Origin of the sequence: Streptomyces sp. Rer75, from assembly GCF_013414305.1 — a bacterium.
Lineage (GTDB): Bacteria > Actinomycetota > Actinomycetes > Streptomycetales > Streptomycetaceae > Streptomyces > Streptomyces himastatinicus.
Genome location: NZ_CP058693.1, coordinates 776,930 through 796,648 on the forward strand (window position 1 = coordinate 776,930; position 19,719 = coordinate 796,648).

The window sequence follows — 19,719 nt, forward strand, 5'->3', positions numbered from 1 at the left end:
CCACCATCCGCCCCGTCATCCGCCCCCGAGGAGACTCCTCCGACCGGCTCCACCGCCCCTCAACCGTCGGCCAGCAGCGGTCCGGCAAGCCCCTCTCAGGGCGACGACGAGGATGACCGCGAAGACCGCTATGACGATGAAGACGACGAGGCGGACGACGACGGGTAGACCGTCTCCGCGCTGAACCCCAGCCCGGACGACGAGGCCGTCGTGGTGATCGCCCGCAGCGCCGAGGAGGCCATCGTCGTCTCATGAGGCCGCCCGGCGGGGGCCGGTGCGACGGCGGGCTCCGCGAGGCCGAGGTGGTCGCGCAGGGTGGTGCCCGTGTAGTCGTGCCGGAACACGCCGCGTTCCTGGAGCAGCGGGACGACGGTGTCGGCGAACGCGTCGAGGCCGCCGGGGGTGATGTGCGGGACCAGGATGAAGCCGTCGGCGGCGTCCGCCTGGACGAGCGCGTTGATGGTGTCGGCGACCGTGGCCGGGGAGCCGACGAACGACTGCCGTCCGGTGGTCTCGATGACCAGCTCGCGGATCGACAGGCTCTCCGCGGCGGCGCGCTCGCGCCACTCCCGGGCGATGGCGCGCGGGTCCCGGTGGGTGCGTACGCTGGCCCTGCCCCGGGCGACGGTGTTCTCGCCGGGGGCGGGATCGATGGCGGGGAGCGGGCCGTCGGGGTCGTAGACGGAGAGGTCGCGGTTCCAGACGTGTTCCAGATACCGGAGCGCGGTCTGTCCGCTGACCTGTTGCCGTCGCACCTCGTGGGCCAGTTCCTGTGCCTCGGCGTCGGTGTCGGCGAGCGCGAAGGTCGCCGCCGGCAGGATCAGCAGCTGGTCGGGGGTGCGGCCATGGTGCGCCAGGCGGCCCTTGACGTCGGCGTAGAACTCCCGGCCCGGGCTCCAGGGTGCTGTACCGGCTGAAGATCGCGTCCGCGCTCGATGCGGCGAATTCGCGCCCCTCCTCGGAGTCGCCCGCCTGGAAGATCACCGGGCGTCCCTGCGGGCTGCGCGGCACGTTGAACTATCCGGCGATGTCGAAGTGCTGTCCCTCGTGGACGAACGCACCGGCGCGCGCGTCCTCGAGGAAGACGCCGGTCTCCTGGTCGGCGACGATCTCGTCGCCGTGCCAGGAGTCCGCGATCGCCTTGGAGAGGTGGAACGGCTCGGTGTGGGTGGCGACCGCGGTCGGCACCAGCCCGATGTGCCGGGTCAGGGGCGCGACCCGGGCCGCGACGAGGACCGCGTCGAGTCGGCCGCGCACCTGGTCGGTACGTTCGTCGGGCTGCGTACGGTGCGAGGACTGGAGCGCGAGCCCGTCTTCGAGGGTCACGAAGTCGAGCAGGCCGCGTTCGGCCTCGGTGACCACATCGGTCCAGTACTCGGCGGTGAGCAGGTCGCGGGGCCGGGCCCCCGGCTCGCGCCATGCGGCCGGGTGCCAGCCCGCACCGTCGAGTGCGACGGCGAGATGGAGTGGCGAGGGGCGGCCCCCGCGACTGCCCGTCATGAGGTCTGCTCGGGCGGGTTGATCCGCGAGGTCTTGATCGCGGATGGCTTGGTGCCCCACTTGTCGAGGATGCGGGCATAGGTCCCGTTCTTGATCAGCTCGTTGACGGCGGCCTGGAAGGCCCGGGTGAGCCGCGAGCCCTTCTTGAAGGCGAAGCCCACATCGAGCCGGTGGTACTCACCGAGGAAGGTGGTCTGCGCGGCCTTCTGGGCCGCCTGGTAGCGGAGGCCGTTGATGGTGGACATCTCCACGTCGATCCGGCCCTGCTGGAGCGCGGTGAGGATCGCCCCGTTCTCCGAGTAGACCTTCACCTCGTACGGCTTCTTGCCCGCCTCGGCGCACACCTCCTTCTGTGCTTCGAGGGTCGCCTCGAAGGTGGTGCCCGCGCCGGTGCCGATGGTCAGGCCGCACAGCCGGGTGAGGTCGGTGACCTTGCCGCCGAGCGCGGTGTTGCCCTTCTTCACCGCGAAGCCCTGGCCGTCGTTGATGTAGGTGGCGAAGTCGACGGTCTTCAGCCGCTCGGCGGTGACGCCGAAGTTGCCGGTTCCGACGTCGAACTTGCCGCTGCCGAGGGCGGGCAGGATCGTCTCGAACGAGGCGTCCTGACGCTTCAGCGTGACGCCGAGGACCTTGGCCACCGCGTTCGCGAGGTCGATGTCCTGGCCCACCGGCTTCCCGCCCGTCCCCTGCGGGTAGTACGCGTTCGGCGGTCCCCCCACCGAGCTGCCGATCCGCAGCGTGCCCGACTTCCTGACATCGGCGGGCAGCAGGGCGGCGACGGAGCCGACCTTGTGCACCGAGGCGACCGGGTTCTCGGTCGGCGCGGGGGACGCGGCGCCCGCCGCCGAGGTCCCTCCGGTGCCGCCGGAGCCGCAGCCCGCCAGCGTCGACGCGAGCACGGTTGCGGCAACGGCCGGACGGAGGCGCGGTCTCGCGCGGGTGTGGTTCACGGGGTGTGGGCCTTTCGGATACGGGCGTCGGTGCGGGTGCCACGGTCGGTGGCGAGGTGTTTCTCGAACGGGAGCGGGCCGATGGTCTCCGGGTCGGCCTCGGTGTCGAACAGCGGTGTGTAGCCGGTGGCCAGGTAGAGGCCGCGGGCCTCGGGCTGGCGCGGCCCGGTGGTCAGGTAGACGCGCCGGTAGCCGTAGTTCCCCGCCTCGCGCTCCAGTTCGGCCACGACCCGGCGGGCGAGGCCGCGCCGGCGATGGGCGGAGTGGGTCCAGATCCGTTTCAGTTCGGCCGTGGTCGCGTCGTACCGGCGGAAGGCGCCACCCGCGGCCGGCTCCCCGTGTTCCAGCAGCAGGAGCAGCACGCCGCCGTGGGCGGGGGTGAACTCCTCGTCGGGGTACCGGGCGAGTTCGGCGTGCGCGTCCTTGCCGTAACGGGTGGAGTACTCGTCACCCAGTCCACGCAACAGCGGCGCCACGCGCGGGTCGCCGACCTCGGCGGGGACGACGGTCAGCCCGGTGGACGGCCGCTGCGTGACTGCGGTCATGCGCGCACCGCCGCGAGGGCCTGTGGGCCGCGCGCCGCGCGCTCGGCGTCGCGCTTGGCGACCTCCTCGCGGACGATGGGGATCACGTGCCGTCCGAAGTCGATCGCGTCGCCCAGCAGGTCGTAGCCCCGGGCCGAGAGGATGTCGACGCCCAGGTCGTAGTAGTCCAGCAGCGCCTGGGCCACCGTCTCGGGGGTGCCGACCAGGGCGTTGGAGTTGCCCGCGCCACCGGTGGCGGCCGCGGTCGGGGTCCACAGGGCGCGGTCGTAGCGCTCCCCCTGCTCCGCGATGGCGATCAGCCGCTGGGAGCCGGTGTTCTCGGGGGCGCCGTTGCGGTGGTGTCGTACGAGCCCCCGCTCACGCCGCGCGCGGATCGCGCCGACCGTGCGGTGGGCCTTCTCCCAGGCCAGTTCCTCGGTGGGAGCGATGATCGGCCGGAACGCCGCCTGGATGCGCGGGACATCGGTGCGGCCCGCCGCCCGCGCGGCCGCTTTCACCGCCTCGATCTGTTCCGCGGTCTTCTCCAGGGGCTCGCCCCACAGGCAGTAGATGTCGGCCTCCGCTCCCCCGGCCGCGTAGGCCGCCGGGGAGGAGCCGCCGAAGGAAACCCGGGGTCCGGGCTGCTGTACGGGGAGGACATCGCTGACGAAGTCGTGGAAGCGGTAGTACTCCCCCTCGTGGTCGAAGGGCTCGCGGGCCGTCCAGATCTTCTTCACGATCCGGATGTACTCGCGGGTGCGCTCGTAGCGCTGGTCCTTGGTGCGGGTGTCGCCCTCCCGGCCCTGCTCGTGGTCGTTGCCGCCGGTGATGAAGTGCACCGTCAGCCGCCCCTCGCTGATCTGGTCGAGGGTGGCGAACGTCTTGGCGGCGTACGTGGGGTACGAGACGTTGGGCCGGTGGGCGAGCAGGATCTGGAGGCGCTCCAGCCTGCTCGCGATGTACGCGGCGGCCGGGGCGGGATCCGGCGCTCCGGAGCCGTAGGCGAAGAGCACCCGGTCCCAGCCGTGGTCCTCGTGCGCCCGGGCGAGCCGGAGCGTGTACTCCTTGTCGAAGGCGGCGCCGGAGCGCGGGGTGGTCTCGGAGCCGTCATGGGTGGCGGCGATGCCGAGGAATTCCACGGGCATGCGAAGGGCCTTTCGGAAAAGGGCGGAGGAGTCCCGCGGACGGGCGGGGTGCCGCTGGCCCAGCCGCATATGACGGTGGATCAGCGTGGTGCGGAGCGCGGGTGGCACAGGCGTGATGAGGCCGGAGGGGTGCGAAGGCAGCGCGTGTCCGGGTTCGCAGGACCGTTCGCACCCGGGCGGCGCCCGTGTGCTGCGGTCGTGCGAGGAGAGAACTCGGCCCGCGACGGGGCCACCGAGGGAGGGAAGGGCCGGTCAGACAGCCCGCTGCCGAGTCAGGCGCAACACATCGCGGACCACACACGACCGAAGTCGATGTGGTCGCGGGAGACCAAGCGCAGCTGGGCAGTCATGGGACTAATTGAGCAGGACGAACGGCGTCGCGTCAACCAGTGCTCGGATGGCGGACCGGCGGTGACGGACCGGTGATGACCGACTCCCCCGCCACATTGACATTCACGCCCTGCCGACACATACCATCGCCCCTGGACCGGCTCCGCTGCGCGCGGCAGCCCCTCCGGCCGCGTTGAGGGACGCGGCGAGCGTGATGAACCGCCCCGCCCCGGGCCACACCGTGCCACCGGGGTGCTCACCCCCCACGCCCGCGATCCTTCCCCCGGAGAAGCCTCAGATGGCCACGCCTTCCGATGTCACCGCCCCCGACGCCGTGTCCGTGTCCGCATCCGCGCGCAAGCAGCCGGGAGACGCGGCCCCGGGCCCCGGTGATTCCGGCGACCTGCCGCCGATCGTGCCGCGTCGGCACCTCGGCCGGTGGTTCGCCGCGGCCGTCGCGCTGCTGGTGTTCGCCATGGTGGTGAACTCCGTCGTCCGCAACCCCGCCTTCCAGTGGCACGTGGTGGGGAGCTACTTCACCACCAGCGCCGTGCTGGGCGGGCTGCTGCTGACCCTGTGGCTGACCGCGGTGGTCATGGTGCTCGGCTTTCTGCTCGGCACCCTGCTGGCCGTGATGCGGCTGTCCGCCAACCCGGTGCTGAGTACGCTGAGTTGGGGCTACGTGTGGATCTTCCGCTCCACACCGCTGCTGGTCCAGCTGCTGTTCTGGTTCAACATCGGCGCCCTCTACCCGACGCTCGGTGTCGGTGTCCCCTTCGGCCCCCAGTTCGTCACCGTCAAGACCGTCAACCTGTTCGGCCCCGCCCTCACCGCCGTCATCGGCCTGACCCTGCACGAGGCCGCGTACGCAGCCGAGGTGGTACGCGGTGGCATCCTCTCCGTGGACTCCGGCCAGACCCAGGCCGCCCAGGCGCTCGGCCTGGGGCGGTGGCGCACACTGCGCCGGATCGTCGTCCCCCAGGCGATGCGCTCCATCGTGCCGACGGCCGGGAACATGCTGATCGGCACCCTGAAGGGCACCAGCATCGTCAGCGTCCTGGCCGTGCACGACCTGCTGTACTCGGTGCAGCTGGTCTACAACCAGACCTACCAGGTCATCCCTCTGCTGATGGTGGCCACCCTCTGGTACATCGCCGTCACGACGGTGCTGAGCGCAGGGCAGTTCTACGTCGAGCGGCACTACGCGCGCGGGGCCGCCCGTACCCTGCCGCCCACTCCTGTGCAACGCCTGCGCGGACAGGTGGCCGCCCTGCGCGCCCGGCTGCGGTGAGCTGCGCACAGGGCGGCCCGTCAAATGACCGGTGGCGTGGCTGTGACGTGGCCCGTGACGTGGCGTCAGCTGGGCTCGACGGGGGTCCTGAGCCGGGTGTGCGCCGCCCAGTCCAGGATCTGCACCGCGGCTCCGGCGGCCTCCAGGCCCCGGCAGTGCGCGTGGTGTCGGCGGGCGATGCCGTCGAGATCGAGGTGGCGGCCGAACGCCGGGTGGGCGGCCAGTCTCCGTGCGTAGGCCCACACATGCGGATGATCGGTGATGCGGTGCACCGCGGCGGCGTCCAGATGGTGCCGGTGCACGGTGTCGAGCCACACCAGGGTCACCCACACCTGCACATCGGCGGCGGTCAGTTCGTCGCCGAGGACGTGGGCCCGGGTCGCGAGCCGCCGCTCCAGCGCGTCCAGCGCGCCGAACACGGTGTCGAGCGCGGTGTCGCGCGCCACGTCGTCGGTGCCCGGCTGTCCGGCGCGCTGGGCGGCGTCGTCGATGCCGTGCTCGCAGAGGCGTGCGATCGTCTCCATCTCCCCCTCCGTGCCGCACGGGTGGAGCACGGGGCGGTCGGGGCTCGCGCCGCCGAAGCGGTGGTCCAGGTCGCGCAGGATGTCGGGGGTGTGCGTGCTGACGATCCTGCCCGACCAGTCGTCGCTGAGCACCGGTGCGGCGGTCGGCCCGGTGTAGCGGTGCGCGCTGGCCTCGTACATCAGGCCCAGGGCCGAGTGCCCGCCGTCCGGTCCGTCGGGCACGGCGGGCAACAGGGTCACCGGGAGGGTGTCACCGAGGCCGAGCAGACTGTGGGTGATGGCGATCCGCAGACAGTGGCGGCACGACAGCGACAGATGGAGGCGGTAGCGGCGCGGCACGGCGTAGTGTCCACTGCGCGCGTCCCGGCCGATCCTGCCCCGGAACGATGCGACGGACAGCGAGGACGGCGCGGCTTTCCCAGGTGTGACGGACACGTTTCTCCCCAGGTCGGGTTCTTCGCTGGTGGTGAGACGTACGGTGAGCGGCCGGCGGTGGACGGCGTGCGGTGAGCGCGCGGCGGCGTTCGTCGCATCGCCGCATGACGACGCTGTCAGATACCCCCGGAGGCCGATCGGCTCAGGTCAGAGGACTTGCGGCGCTGCACACGCGCAGCAGGTCGATGTGACGGCGGGAGGTCAGAAGGGGAGATGGCCGCTGCGTGCGGACCGCTCGTTCGGCGGCCGCCTGCCCTGGCCTCATCATTCCCCACCTATTCGCTAGGAATCCCTCACGAGGAGTGTCGAGTGCCTCACGGATTCCGTCAAGAGGTGTCCCACGTCCTGGCTACGGGGCCCTACGGGTTGGTCCACGCCTCGGGGTCCTCGGCGAGGTCCAGAACCTCCTCGGGCAGCTCGGCCGCGGCGACCTCGGCGAGGGTGACCTCACCGAGGATCTTGCGGACATTGGCCCGCACCGCGATCCACAGCGGCAGCAGCGACTCCGCCGGGCCGCAGTACGACAGCTCGGGCGGGCGTACGCCCCGTACGGACACCAGGGGCCCGTCGACCACACGGATCACATCGGCGATCGTGATCTCGTCGGCGGGGCGGGCCAGCCGATAGCCGCCCTTCCCGCCGCGCTGGCTGGCCACCAGGCCACCCCGGCGCAGATCGCCCAGGATCCCTTCGAGGAACTTGTGCGGAACGCCCTGCGACGCGGCGATCACCTCAGCCTTGAGAGAGGTACCTTCCGCCGCCACCGCCAGCTCCAGGGCCGCCCGCACCGCATAGTCCGCCTTCGCAGAGATCCGCATGCGGTGATTATCCGCCACCGGGAGCCGCGGCGATCAGAAGGGCAGGGCGAACGGAGGGTGCTCGCCGTGGAGGAAGTAGTCCCCCACCTCCTGGAGCCGGGGCGCGACCGGGACGCAGAGGGTGTGGGTGCGCACGTTGCGCCAGAACCGGTCGAATCCGTACGCCGAGGCGGCGGAGCGTGCACCGAGGACGTCCAGCGCGCGGGCCGTGACGTCCTGCGCGGCACCGGCGGCGGCCGCCTCGGCCGCCGCCGCCAGCATGGTGATCTCGGCGCACTCGTCGTCGGTGAGGTCCTCGCCGCGCGCCAGCCCGCAGTCCAGCGCTTCCAGCGCCTGGTCGGCGAGGGCGGACGCGGAGAACGTGGCGACGGTCAGCTCCCCGTAGGTCGTCAGCACGTACGGATTGCGGGGCGAGCCGTACGACGGCCCGTCCAGCCGCCAGGGCACGTCCGCGGCCCGGGTGTACTCGCGGGCTTCGGCGAGCACGCCCTGGGCGATCCCGAGACAGATCTGGGCCGAGACCAGCCGCCCGGTCGGCGCGGACAGCCCGGCGAAGGGCGACATGGTGCCGTCGTCCGAGGACAGCGGGCCGAGAACGGCGTCGCTCTCGACCGCCACCGCGTCGAACTCCACGCTCCCGCCCGCCGCCAGCCGCTGCCCGAAGGTGTCGCCGCCGTCGCCCCCGGCCACCACGCCGGGCCGCCGGGCGTCGACGAGCACGGCCAGCGGCTCCCCCGTCTCGGCGTGGTCGGCGCGCACCGCGAGCCGGTCGGCGACGAGGACGCCGGTCGCGTACCCCTGGCGTCCGTTCAGCACATAGCCCCCCGGCCCCGGGGTGAGCGTCAGACGCGGCTCCACGGAGGCCAGCCCGCCGCCCCAGCACCACTGACCGGCCGCGGACTCCCGTTCGACGCGGGCGGCGAGGCCGGGCCCGCCGAAGAACCTCGCGCTCGACGACAGCAGGTAGTGACAGCCGAGCACTTGGCCGATCGCCCCGTCGGCCGCGGCTATCGTCCGTATGACGGCGTGAGCCGTGGGCCAGTCCGCGCCGCCGCCCCCGCTCTCGACGGGTATCAGCAACGACAGGAGTCCCGCCTCCCGAAGCCGCGAGACCTCGTCGAAGGGCGTCTTCCCGGCCTGGTCGCGGACCACCGCGTCGGTGGCCAGGTCGTCCGCCGCCTCGTGGGCGACCTGTAGCCAACGCGCGCGGTCGCGTGTTTCCGTTACCGCATCCACCACCGTCACGCCTGCTCCTCTTCCTTCGGCTAGGGTCGGCCACCTGCCATGATTCCCTATTAACCCAGTAGGAAAAATAGGGAATCCAGCCGCAGACGTCCACCCGCTATCGTCTGTGCGTGAACGCGAGCGCAGGGCACGAGATGATCGACATCCCGTCGGGGCAGGTGACACTGTCGGACCGGCGGACCCAGCGCAGTTGGCCGGTCCGGCTCACGCCGTACCAGCTGGGTGTGTTTCCGGTCACCCAGGCGCTGTACGCCCGGATCACCGGCCTGCGGCCGAGCACCGCCCAGGGGGACTCATCGCCCGTCGAGGGTGTTTCCTGGCGGGACGCGGTGGAGTTCTGCAACGCCCTGTCACAGCGCGACGGATTCGCGCCCGCCTACCGCCTGGACGCCGAGGGCGAAGGCGTCGAGTGGGACGCGGCCGCGGATGGCTACCGGCTGCCGACGGAAGCAGAGTGGGAGCACGCCTGCCGAGCAGGTACGACCGGACCGCGTTACGGGCCGCTCGACGACATCGCCTGGTACCGCGGCAACGCCCGGGAGCAACTCCACGACGTGGGCGGCAAACAGCCCAACGCGTGGGGCCTCCACGACATGCTCGGCAACGTCTGGGAATGGTGCTGGGACCTTTACGACGCCGAGGTCTACGGCAGCTACCGGGTGCTCCGCGGCGGTGGCTGGTTCGATGAGCACTGGAGCTGCCGGGCCTCCGTGCGACGCCGCAGCCACCCGACCTTCCGGGTGGACGACGTCGGATTCCGCGTCGCGCGGTCCGCAGTGCGCTGACCCTACGAGAGGCTCCGGCCCGGAGGTGGCAGGTGACGGCGGACAGCGGCGGCAACAGGTCGCAGTTCGAGGCGGCCACGGGCGACGAGGCGCCCCTCGGCGCGGACCCCCGGGAGCGGGCGGCGGCGGTGCGGGCGGCGTTCGACGGCCTGCGGGAGATCCGCAGGCTGATGAACACCGACCGGGACGACCCCCTCGCCACGCCCGCCCCCTGGGAGCGGCACCAGCCGGTACGGGCCGTGGCCATCGCCCTGGAGGCGGCGGCCATCCCACCCTCGGCCGTCGGCGCCGACGGCCACCGGCTGGCGACGGGATACCGCTGCGGCGAGGCCGAGCAGCCGGGGGTGGTCCGGGTCGAGTGGCTGGGGCCCCCGGGAAGTGGCGCCGCGTACGCGGCGGGAGAAGAGCTGGCCCGCTGCGCTCGCGTGCTGCGCGAGCTGGGCTGGGAGGCCCTGGAGTACCGCGGGCGCGGCCGCCACCGCTACTTGGAGGTCGAGCCGCTTCCCTGACGCCGGGCAGGCGCCCCGCATCCCGCGGCGACGCACGCGGCGGCGAGGAGGATGCCGAAGCCGACCGTCAGGGCGGTGGTGTAGCCGTGCACCGATGCCGCGGTCGGCGTGGCGTCGCGTACCGACGCGAGGTGGGACGCCGTGGCACTGGCCGCGATGGTGTTGAGCAGTGCGGTGCCGAGCGCGGCTCCCAGTTGCTGGGAGGCGTTGTAGGCGGCCGATGCGGCTCCGACGTCGTTCCGGGACATGTCCGCCGTGGCCAGGCTCGCCGTCGGGGGCATGACGCAGCCGAGACCGAGCCCGGTGAGCACCAGGGCGGGCACCAGGTGGAGCGGCAGGATGTCCGTGCTCTGCGGTGTCAGGCGGGTCAGGACGAACATCCCGGCGGCCGCGGCGAGCAGACCGGGGAGGATCAACGCCGCGGGTGCGACGCGTCCGTGCAGTCTCCCGGCGATGAGGGTGGAACCGAGCAGGGCGGCCAGGGCGTTGATGATGAGCGTCAGGCCTGCCTGGACCGGCGAATAGCCCAGGACGGTCTGGGTGTAGTAGCTCATGAACAGGTAGAAGCCGAACATCGCGACGAACATCAGGGTGATCGAGAGGAACGCACCGGCGCGGGCCCGGTGCAGGAGCACCCGCATCGGCAGCAGCGGGCGGGGCGCCCGGACCTCGACGGCCGCGAACGCGGCCAGCAGCAGGACACCCCCGGCCAGCAGCGCCAGCACCTTCGGCGCGCCCCAGCCGAGCGGTTCGGCTTCGTTGAAGGCGTACACCACTGCGGCGAACCCGGTGGCGCTGAGCAGTGCGCCCGCGACGTCGAGCCTCCCGCCGCCGCGGACCGGGCGGTCCGGTGGCACGAACGTCGCACCGAGGACGGCGAGGAGGGCGACGGGGACGTTGATGTACAGGCACCAGCGCCAGCTGACGTACTCCGTCAGCAGTCCCCCGGCGACCAGGCCCAGGGCCGACCCGGCGGCACCGACCGCGGCGAACACACCGAACGCCCGGCCGCGTTCGCGCGGCTCCGTGAACGTCATGGTCAGCAACGACAACCCGGCGGGCGCGAGGACGGCGGCGAAAACACCCTGGAGGGCCCGGGCCCCGAAGAACATCCCGGGATCCACGGCGGCCCCACCCAGCGCGGACGCCGCGGCGAAGCCGACCAGGCCGATGACGAACGCCCGCCGGTGGCCCAGCGCGCCACTGATCCGGCCCCCGATCAGCAGCAACCCGCCGAAGGCCAGGGCATACGCGGTGATCGCCCATTGCCGATTCGCATCGGACATCCCGAGCGCGCTCTGCGCGGAGGGCAGCGCGATGTTCACGATCGTCCCGTCCAGCACCACGAGCAGCTGGGCCGCACTCACCGCCGGCAGTGTCCACCACCGCCGCTGCGGCGCGGTGCGTTCCGTGGTGTCGGGGGTGTCGGGCGTGTCGGCGGCAGGCTCCGCCTCGGGCGGTTCGATGTCTTGGGCATCCATGAGTTCAAGTGTTTCGTTGAAGTCATCCCGGAGACTTTCCTCGCCCCTGGGGCGAGGAATCAGGGCCGGTGGGCGGACAACCCTCAAGCCGCCGGTTGAACCCGGCCACGCAGGATCACCATGGCGAGCCCCTCCGCATCGAGCCGTTCCGCCCGCTCCCATCCGGCACTCAGCAGGCCGATCTCCGTCTCGTCCAGCGCGATGTCCCGCCGCTCCTCGGGGATCGTCGCGGCGAGCGGTGTGATCACCACGATCGCGCCGCCTTCCCTCAGCCGACGGCCGAGGTCGTCCATGGCCCGTGTGGGGTTACGGAGGAAGGGATAGACCAGCCGGAGCGTGATCAGGTCGTAGCCGTCCCGGCCCAACGCGGCGAGATCGTCCCGCTCGATGTCCAGGCGCAGCCACCGCACACCCGCCGGGTGATCGGCACCGGCCCGGTCGAGGGCGCTGTCGGCCCAGTCGACCGCGTCGACGGCGTAGCCCACCGAGGCCAGATGCGCGGCCAGTTCGCCCAGGCCGCAGCCCACATCCAGGGCGCGGCCGCCCCCGGCGGGGGCGGGCACGTGCGCGGACAGCAGTGCGCGTTCGGTGTCCCCCAGGGGCCGGAATGTCTTTCCGTCGGCGTAGTGGGCGTCCCATTCATCCTGCCGTGTGTGTCCCAACGGACTACTCCTCGGGGGCTCAGGGGGCGGGGTCGGGTCCAGCCGTTCTCGGTGCAGAGCTGTCGAACACTTCCCCTCCCCGTCGGGACCTACGCTCGGATCGACGAGCGCCGGAGGAGCGGCCCGGGTTTCCGCTGGTCCAACCAGTCGGTATGTTGGCGGGTCTGCCGAACAGACCCATTGGGAGTGCCCCATGACGCAGCAGTCCGTGCCGCCCGCACCGCGCATCGAAGGCCACTGCGACCCGCGGTTCGCCGCCGTGCGCGCCGCGTTCGAAGCCAACTTCACCGAGCGCGAGGAACTGGGCGCGGCGGTGGCCGTCCACGTGGGCGGGCGGACCGTGGTGGACCTGTGGGGCGGCTGGGCGGATGCCGGGCGCGAACGGGCGTGGGAGCGGGACACCGTGGCGAACGTCTGGTCCACCACCAAGGGTGTGACGGCCCTGTGCGCGCATGTGCTCGCGGACCGGGGGCTGCTGGACTTCGACGCCCCGGTGGCCTCGTACTGGCCGGAGTTCGCGGCGGCGGGCAAGGGCACCCTGCCGGTGCGCCATCTGCTCTCCCACCGGGCGGGGCTGGCCGGGCTGCGGGAGAAGCACACCGTGGCCGACCTGTGCGACTGGGAGAAGACCTGCGCGCGGCTGGCCGCCACCGAGCCGTGGTGGGAGCCCGGAACGCGGTCCGGCTACCACGCGATAACGTACGGCCACTTGGTCGGCGAGGTGATCCGGCGCATCACCGGTGTCCTGCCCGGGGAGTTCCTGCGCCGGGAGATCACCGGGCCGCTGGGGATCGATTTCAGCATCGGTCTGCCGGAGAAGGAGGCCGGGCGGGTGGCGGAGCTGGTCCATCCGCCCGCCGCCGCGTCCAGCGAACAGGCCGCGGTGTTCGCCCAGTTGGAGCCCGTCGCGATCGCCGCGCTGGCCAATCCGCTCGTCGGGGCCGCCGAGGCCAACACTCCGCGGTGGCGGGCCGCCGAGATCCCGGCCGCCAACGGCCACGGGACGGCCCGTGCGATCGCCGCCCTCTACGGCATCTACGCCCGCCATGGCCTGTCCGGGGACCACCGTGTGCTCTCGCCCGAGGCCGTCGAGCGGGCCCGCGAGGGGCAGGGGGCGTGCCGTGACCTGATCCTGGGGCACGGCTTCACCCATGACACCGAAACCGGGCTCGGTGTGTGGCTGAGCGGTCCGAACAACTCCTACGGCCCCAACCACCGCGCCTTCGGCCACGACGGCTTCGGCGGCTCCTGCGGCCACGCCGATCCCGAAGCCCAGGTCAGCCTCGGCTATGTCATGAACCGCATGGGTCCGCGCATCGCCGACGACCCCCGGAAGATGGCCCTGATCGACGCGGTGTACACGGCACTGCGTTGACGCTGCGGTCGGCGTTGCCGACGGTCTGAGAAAAAACTGTTATCGGCGGTGGTGTGGCTCCGTCTCCTGAGCGTCCCGTGTCATTCCCGTTCAGGAGTTGAGCCACATGCCGCACGACAACAAGCACCGCCTCAGCCGCAGGAGCCTCTTCACGCTCGGCGGTGGCCTCGTGGCGGCCGGGGCCGTCGGCGGCGGGGTCGCCGCGCTCGCCGGGGGCGGCGCCTCGGCCGCCCCGGCGGACGTCGCGCACCCCGGCGCGCTGCACGGCGCCGGGGATCTGCATCGCGCCAAGGTGCGCGTGGCGGCGGGCGACGACCCGTGGCTGGCGGGCTGGAAGAGATTGACCGCCAACCGGCACTCCGCGAGCACCTGGCAGCCCAGGCCCCAGGCCACCGTCGTCCGCGGCGGCAGCGGCCAGAACTACCCCACCCTGTACCACGACGTCCACGCCGCCTATCAGAACGCCCTGCGCTGGAGGATCGGCGGCACCAAGGCGAACGGCGACACCGCCGTCGCGATCCTCAACGCCTGGTCGGCCACGCTGAAGGAGATCACCGGCAACGCGGACCGCTTCCTGGCCGCCGGTCTCTACGGCTACCAGTTCGCGAACGCCGCCGAGCTGATGCGCGGCTACGACGGCTTTCACCTCACCCGCTTCCAGTCGATGATGAAGCGCGTCTTCCAGCCGCTCAACGAGGACTTCCTGACCCGTCACAACGACGCCTGCGTCACCAATTACTGGGCCAACTGGGACCTCTGCAACACCGCGTCGCTCATGGCGATCGGCATCCTCCGCGACGACGCCACCGCGTTCGACCGCGCCGTGACGTACATGAAGTCCGGCGAGGGCAACGGCTCCATCCGGCACGCCGTCCCCTTCGTCTACGAAGGCCAGGGGCTCGCGCAGTGGCAGGAGAGCGGCCGCGACCAGGGCCACACCATGATGGGCATGGGGCAGATGGGCGCGATCTGCGAGATGGCCTGGAATCAGGGCGTCGACCTGTACGGCTACGACGACAACCGGTTCATGAAGGCCGCCGAGTACGTCGCCAAGTACAACCTCGGACAGGACGTGCCCTTCACCACCTACACCTGGGGCACCGGCCAGAACTGCGCGCAGCGGTCGCAGACTGTGATCTCCGACGCGGGGCGTGGGCAGATTCGCCCTGTCTGGGCGTCTTTGCGCTACCACTACGCGCGGCGCCGCGGGCTCTCCGTCCCCTTCATCACGGCGATGGCTGAGAAGGTGGGCGTCGAGGGCGGAGGCGGCGACTACGGACCGAACAGCGGAGGCTTCGACCAGCTCGGCTTCGGGACGCTCCTCTACGCGAAGTGATCGCCCCGTACGAGAAGGGACGGCGGAAGGGCAGGTTTTGGACGGGCGCAGTGTGAACGGGCGGCAGTGGCGCGCCACCATCGCGGCGGCGCAGAACGGCGACCGGCGCGCGCTCGACGAGCTGATCGAGGGCTGGCTGCCGCTCGTCTACAACATCGTCGGACGGGCCCTGAACGGCCACGCGGACGTGGACGACGTCGTGCAGGAGACCATGCTGCGCGCCGTCCACGGCCTGGGCTCGCTGCGCGATCCGGACGGCTTCCGGTCCTGGCTGGTCGCCATCACCATGCGCCAGATACGCGACCGGGCGCGTCGGCGGACCGCCGACGCGCTGCCCGGCAACGGACGCGACGCACACGATGCCCACGGCGCCCACGGCGCCCCGGATTTCGCGGAACTGACCGTATTGCGGCTCCAGTTGGAGGGGCAGCGGCGGGAGGTCGCGGAGGCGGTGCGCTGGCTCGCGGACGAAGACCGGGAACTGCTGTCGCTGTGGTGGCTGGAGGTCGCGGGCGAACTCACCCGGCGCGAGCTGGCGGCGGCCGTCGGCATCAGCCGTCAGCACGCCGCCGTGCGGGTCCAGCGGATGAAGGCGCGCCTGGAGACCGCGCGGGGCATCGTCCGGGCGCTCGACTCCTCGTGTCCGGACCTGCGCGAGGTGGCCGACGGCTGGGACGGACGGCCCGATTCGGTGTGGCGCAAGCGGCTGGCCCGGCACATCCGGGGGTGTGCGCGCTGCTCCGGAGGGCGCGAGGATGCCGTACCGGCCGAGCGGCTGCTCGTCGGCATCGCGCTGGTGCCGCTGCCGGTCGGCTTCACGCTCGCGACGGCGCTGGGCGGCAAGACGGCGGCTGCGGCCGCCACGGCCTCTGCGGCCACCGCCTCGGCCGCCTCCGCCTCTGCGGGTGCCGCCTCTTCGGGTGCCGCCTCGGCCGCGGCTCCGGCGGGCTGGTCGGCCAAGGTGCTCGGCGCGCTGGCCAAGCCCGCGGTGGCGGTGACCGCCGGGGCGGCCATCGCCGCGGGCGGCGCGTACGTCGTGACGCAAGCGCCGGACGAGCCCCCGCCGCGCGCCGCGCCGCCCACCGCCGCGAGCACGGCGCGACCGCCGTCGTCCGCGCCCCCGCCCTCCCCCACGCCGTCGCCCTCGCGCCCCGAGAGGCAGCTGTACGGCACGGTCGTGGACACGGTCGACCGCGCTCCCGCGGCCGGCACCCGGCCCGCGGCGCTGCCGCGGCGCGCCGACGGCACGGTGACGCTGACGGGGGCGCCGCCGACCGGGCTGACCCACCGGGGCGAGCAGGTCACGTTCACGGGGCGCGGATACTTCCGGGTGCGCTGGCAGGTGCTGCCCGGACAGCGCCCCGGCGCGCTCGTCATGCCGACGTGGACCGGCCTGCGCGGCAAGCTGTTCCACGTGGCCTCCGGCGGCGGGCGGCGCCTGGACGACGTACAGCCGGGTTCGGTGGACGGCACGACCTGGATGGGCGGCCCCGCCACCGGCACCACCGTGCTGCCCACCGGGACCCAGCAGATGTGGCAGAACGAGTACTACTGGCTGGACGGCAGCGTCACCCTCCACCAGAACGAACGGGGCGCGGACTACAACCTCTTCGCCCAGGCGTCCCGTTGGGACCAGGTGACCGACGACGTGGCCACGCCGCCCGACGCGGGCGCGGGCATCGTCCGTTACGGGCTGGTCCGCGACACCGGCGAGGACACGGCACCGGTGCCGCAGTATCTGACGCGCGCACGGCCCGCGGACCCCGCGACCGTGCGGCAGCGGTCCCGGGTCACTCCCCCGCCCCACTGAGGCGTGCGCCAACTCTCGTTCCATCTATTGACGTGTCCTGACCGGCGTTCTACTTTCTGGTCGCCTTTCCGAACGACGTTTGACATATCGAACACCCGTCTGCCCGTCGCCCCCAGAAACGAGGCCATCCATGGCACCCGCACCCGCCAGACGAGCCGTCCTCCGTGCCGCCGCACTCGTCGCGGCGGCCCCGGCACTGACCTCGCTCGCCGTCGGCCGGGCAACTGCCGCTTCAGGGGCCGCGACCGGTGCCGAGGTCCCGGCCGCCTGGACACTCCAGCCGTTCAGCCCCGAGGACGTGGCGCTCCGGAAAAGCGTCTTCACGGCCAAGCGCCAACTGATGCTGGACTTCGGCCGCGGCTACGACGTCAACCGGCTGCTCCAGGTCTTCCGGGCCAACGCGGGCCTCTCCACCCGTGGCGCGGTCGCCCCCGGCGGCTGGGAGGGGCTGGACGGCGAGGCCAACGGAAACCTCCGCGGACACTTCACCGGCCACTTCCTCACCATGCTCTCCCAGGCGTACACCGGCACCGGCGAGAAGGTGTACGCGGACAAGATCCGCCACATGGTCGGGGCGCTGGACGAGGTCCGCGAGGCGCTGCGGCGCGATCCGGCGGTGCTCAGCGTTCCGGGTAGGTTCGGCGCCGCCGCGGAGAACGTCCGCGGGTCCTACCAGTACGTGGACCTGCCGGACACCGTGCTCGACGGCGCCACCGCGGTCACCTTCGCGGCCTGGGTCAAGCCCGCCCACGACGCGGGCTGGACCCGGATCCTCGACTTCGGCGACGACACCACCCGCTATCTCTATCTGACCGCCCGCAACGCGAAGGGCAACCCCCGCTTCGCCATCACCACCTCGGGGGCGGGCGGCGAGCAGGCCCTCGACGGCACGGCGCCCCTGCCCCTGGACGAGTGGAGCCATGTGGCGGTGACGATCGCGGACGGCACCGGGATCCTGTACGTCAATGGCTCGGCGGTCGCGAAGAACACCGCGATGACCCTCACCCCGGCCGCCCTGGGCACCCTGCGCGACCACTGGCTCGGCCGGTCCCACTACGCCGCCGACCCGGTGTTCGCGGGCGCCTTCGACGAGGTCGGCATCTGGTCGCGGGCCCTGACCGCGGCCCAGGTAGCGGAGCTCCAGGACCACCCGGCCGCCGAGTCGTCCGCCGGGGCCGGAAACCTGGCCGCGTACACCTTCGAGGAGACCTCCGGCGGCACCTTCGCCGACTCCTCGGGCCACGACCGCCACGCCACCCTGCGCCGCACCTGGGGAGCGCCGAGCCACCCCGGGTTCCTCGCGGCCTACCCGGAGACGCAGTTCATCACCCTGGAGTCGATGACGAGCGGCGACTACACCGTGGTCTGGGCGCCGTACTACACCGCGCACAAGATCCTGCGCGGGCTGCTCGACGCCCATCTCGGCACGGGCGACGCACGGGCCCTGGACCTCGCCGAGGGCATGTGCGACTGGATGTACTCCCGGCTGTCCAAGCTGCCCCGCAGCACGCTCCAGCGGATGTGGGGGATCTTCTCCAGCGGCGAGTTCGGGGGCATCGTCGAGGCGATCTGCGATCTGTACGCGATCAGCGGCAAGGCCCAGCACCTGGCGCTGGCCCGCCTGTTCGACCTCGACAAGCTCATCGACGCCTGCGCCGCGGGCAACGACACCCTGGACGGACTGCACGCCAACCAGCACATCCCGATCTTCACCGGTCTGGTCCGGCTGTACGACGAGACGAAGGAGGAGCGCTACCTCACCGCGGCGAAGAACTTCTGGGACATGGTCGTCCCGACCCGGATGTACGGCATCGGCGGCACCAGCAACCGGGAGTTCTGGGGCGCGCGCGGCGCCATCGCCAAGACCCTCGGCGACACCACCGCCGAGACCTGCTGCGCCTACAACATGCTCAAGCTGAGCAGGATGCTGTTCTTCCACGAGCAGGACCCGGCGTACATGGACTACTACGAGCGCGCCCTGTACAACCAGGTGCTCGGCTCCAAGCAGGACAAGGCCGACGCGGAGAAGCCGCTCGTCACGTACTTCATCGGCCTGGTGCCGGGGCATGTGCGCGACTACACCCCGAAGGCGGGCACGACCTGCTGCGAGGGCACCGGCATGGAGAGCGCCACCAAGTACCAGGACTCGGTGTACTTCAGGCGAGCCGACGGCACCGCGCTGTACGTCAACCTGTACAGCCCGTCCACGCTCACCTGGGCCGAGAAGGGCATCACCGTCACCCAGTCCACCGGCTATCCGAGGGAGCAGGGTTCCACGCTCACCGTCCGGGGCCGCACCGCCGCCTTCGATCTGCGGCTGCGCGTGCCCGCGTGGGCGACGGGCGGCTTCCGGGTGACGGTCAACGGCAAGGCGGTGAAGGGGACCTGGACCCCCGGCAGCTATGCCTCGGTGTCCCGCACCTGGCGCGACGGGGACACCGTCCGGGTCGACATCCCGTTCCGGCTGCGGGTGGAGAAGGCGCTCGACGACCCCCGCGTGCAGACCCTGTTCTACGGTCCGGTCAACCTGGTGGCGCGCGACGCACGGACGTCCTTCCTCACCTTCGGCCTCTACCGCAACGCCGCCCTCTCCGGCGACCTGCTGCCCACGCTCACCCCCGTACCGGGCAAGCCGCTCCACTACACGCTCGACGGCGTCGAGTTCGCCCCGTTCTCCGAAGGCACCGAGGAACCGACGCACGCCTACTTCCACCGGTCCGAGCCGACCGTGGTCTTCGGCGCGACCGACTCCGGCGTCGCCAACCCCGCCCGGGACGACGGCACCACCCTCCTCGACGCGATCTGGGCCGCCGCCCCGTACCGGAACAAGAGCGCTCTGGTCAGGCGCGTCCAGTCCACCGTGGACGCCTGGGTGACCGCGGGACTGCTCACCGCTGCGGACGGCCGGCGCGTCGTCGCCGCGGCGAAGAAGGCCGACTACCTATCCTGAACGAACGCACGTGCGACGGCGCTTGGTGCAAGCCCGGCGCCGCGCGCCC

Annotated in this window: 16 protein-coding genes and 1 pseudogene; 7 read left to right on the forward strand and 10 right to left on the reverse strand. The window is 72.0% G+C overall.

Features of this window, described 5'->3' with window-relative positions; genetic code table 11:
• Positions 1-128 precede the first annotated feature (128 nt).
• From HYQ63_RS45845 to HYQ63_RS02640, 5 genes and pseudogenes are all read right to left on the reverse strand, one after another.
• Positions 129-857, reverse strand: a complete 729-nt coding sequence (locus HYQ63_RS45845; RefSeq protein WP_373689196.1) for a hypothetical protein — start codon at positions 855-857, stop codon at positions 129-131.
• 163 nt (positions 858-1,020) lie between these two features.
• A pseudogene (locus tag HYQ63_RS45850) lies at positions 1,021-1,500 on the reverse strand (FMNH2-dependent monooxygenase); the annotation flags it as partial.
• Positions 1,497-2,450 carry an ABC transporter substrate-binding protein gene (locus HYQ63_RS02630; RefSeq protein ID WP_179932310.1) on the reverse strand — a complete coding sequence of 318 codons (954 nt, stop codon included), beginning with the start codon at positions 2,448-2,450 and terminating at the stop codon, positions 1,497-1,499. The gene HYQ63_RS02630 and the pseudogene HYQ63_RS45850, both read right to left, overlap by 4 nt.
• On the reverse strand, positions 2,447-2,995 hold the full coding sequence (locus HYQ63_RS02635; protein WP_179932311.1) for a GNAT family N-acetyltransferase: 549 nt from the start codon (positions 2,993-2,995) through the stop codon (positions 2,447-2,449). Before HYQ63_RS02635 ends, HYQ63_RS02630 begins: the two co-directional genes overlap by 4 nt.
• A complete protein-coding gene (locus HYQ63_RS02640) occupies positions 2,992-4,119 on the reverse strand; it encodes an LLM class flavin-dependent oxidoreductase (RefSeq protein WP_179932312.1) in 1,128 nt (375 codons plus the stop codon). The genes HYQ63_RS02635 and HYQ63_RS02640 overlap by 4 nt, the downstream gene beginning before the upstream one ends.
• 628 nt (positions 4,120-4,747) lie before the next feature.
• Here HYQ63_RS02640 and HYQ63_RS02645 point away from each other — a divergent pair.
• Positions 4,748-5,740 (forward strand): amino acid ABC transporter permease, encoded by a 993-nt coding sequence (locus HYQ63_RS02645; protein WP_179932313.1) that lies wholly within the window; start codon positions 4,748-4,750, stop codon positions 5,738-5,740.
• A 65-nt stretch (positions 5,741-5,805) separates the two neighbouring features.
• On the opposite strand, the gene HYQ63_RS02650 is transcribed toward HYQ63_RS02645, so the two are convergent.
• From HYQ63_RS02650 to HYQ63_RS02660, 3 genes are all read right to left on the reverse strand, one after another.
• Positions 5,806-6,699, reverse strand: a complete 894-nt coding sequence (locus HYQ63_RS02650; protein WP_179932314.1) for a glutathione S-transferase C-terminal domain-containing protein — start codon at positions 6,697-6,699, stop codon at positions 5,806-5,808.
• 359 nt (positions 6,700-7,058) lie between these two features.
• Positions 7,059-7,517: an Rrf2 family transcriptional regulator gene (locus tag HYQ63_RS02655; RefSeq protein WP_179932315.1), complete on the reverse strand. Its 459-nt coding sequence runs from the start codon at positions 7,515-7,517 to the stop codon at positions 7,059-7,061.
• 33 nt (positions 7,518-7,550) lie between these two features.
• The gene (locus HYQ63_RS02660; protein ID WP_179932316.1) at positions 7,551-8,762 is read right to left on the reverse strand and encodes an acyl-CoA dehydrogenase family protein; all 1,212 of its coding nucleotides are present in this window, start codon (positions 8,760-8,762) and stop codon (positions 7,551-7,553) included.
• Between the two features lie 134 nt (positions 8,763-8,896).
• Between HYQ63_RS02660 and HYQ63_RS02665 the strand changes: the two genes are divergently transcribed.
• Complete coding sequence (locus HYQ63_RS02665) at positions 8,897-9,547, forward strand: formylglycine-generating enzyme family protein (RefSeq protein ID WP_179939670.1); 651 nt, start codon at positions 8,897-8,899, stop codon at positions 9,545-9,547.
• Between the two features lie 32 nt (positions 9,548-9,579).
• A complete protein-coding gene (locus HYQ63_RS02670) occupies positions 9,580-10,056 on the forward strand; it encodes a hypothetical protein (protein ID WP_179932317.1) in 477 nt (158 codons plus the stop codon).
• Here the strand turns inward: HYQ63_RS02670 and HYQ63_RS02675 are convergent.
• Positions 10,029-11,537, reverse strand: a complete 1,509-nt coding sequence (locus HYQ63_RS02675; protein ID WP_257231559.1) for an MFS transporter — start codon at positions 11,535-11,537, stop codon at positions 10,029-10,031. The genes HYQ63_RS02670 and HYQ63_RS02675 overlap by 28 nt on opposite strands.
• An 83-nt stretch (positions 11,538-11,620) precedes the next feature.
• Positions 11,621-12,199: a bifunctional 2-polyprenyl-6-hydroxyphenol methylase/3-demethylubiquinol 3-O-methyltransferase UbiG gene (locus HYQ63_RS02680; protein WP_179932318.1), complete on the reverse strand. Its 579-nt coding sequence runs from the start codon at positions 12,197-12,199 to the stop codon at positions 11,621-11,623.
• Positions 12,200-12,392: 193 nt separating this feature from the next.
• On the opposite strand from HYQ63_RS02680, the gene HYQ63_RS02685 reads away from it, so the two are divergent.
• The 4 genes from HYQ63_RS02685 to HYQ63_RS02700 all read left to right on the forward strand — a co-directional run bounded on the left by HYQ63_RS02685 (position 12,393) and on the right by HYQ63_RS02700 (position 19,670).
• On the forward strand, positions 12,393-13,574 hold the full coding sequence (locus HYQ63_RS02685; protein WP_179932319.1) for a serine hydrolase: 1,182 nt from the start codon (positions 12,393-12,395) through the stop codon (positions 13,572-13,574).
• A 106-nt stretch (positions 13,575-13,680) separates the two neighbouring features.
• Positions 13,681-14,910 (forward strand): alginate lyase family protein, encoded by a 1,230-nt coding sequence (locus tag HYQ63_RS02690; protein WP_179932320.1) that lies wholly within the window; start codon positions 13,681-13,683, stop codon positions 14,908-14,910.
• A 52-nt stretch (positions 14,911-14,962) separates the two neighbouring features.
• The gene (locus HYQ63_RS02695) at positions 14,963-16,720 is read left to right on the forward strand and encodes a sigma-70 family RNA polymerase sigma factor (RefSeq protein ID WP_179939674.1); all 1,758 of its coding nucleotides are present in this window, start codon (positions 14,963-14,965) and stop codon (positions 16,718-16,720) included.
• Positions 16,721-16,850: 130 nt separating this feature from the next.
• Complete coding sequence (locus HYQ63_RS02700) at positions 16,851-19,670, forward strand: beta-L-arabinofuranosidase domain-containing protein (protein ID WP_179932321.1); 2,820 nt, start codon at positions 16,851-16,853, stop codon at positions 19,668-19,670.
• Positions 19,671-19,719 lie beyond the last annotated feature (49 nt).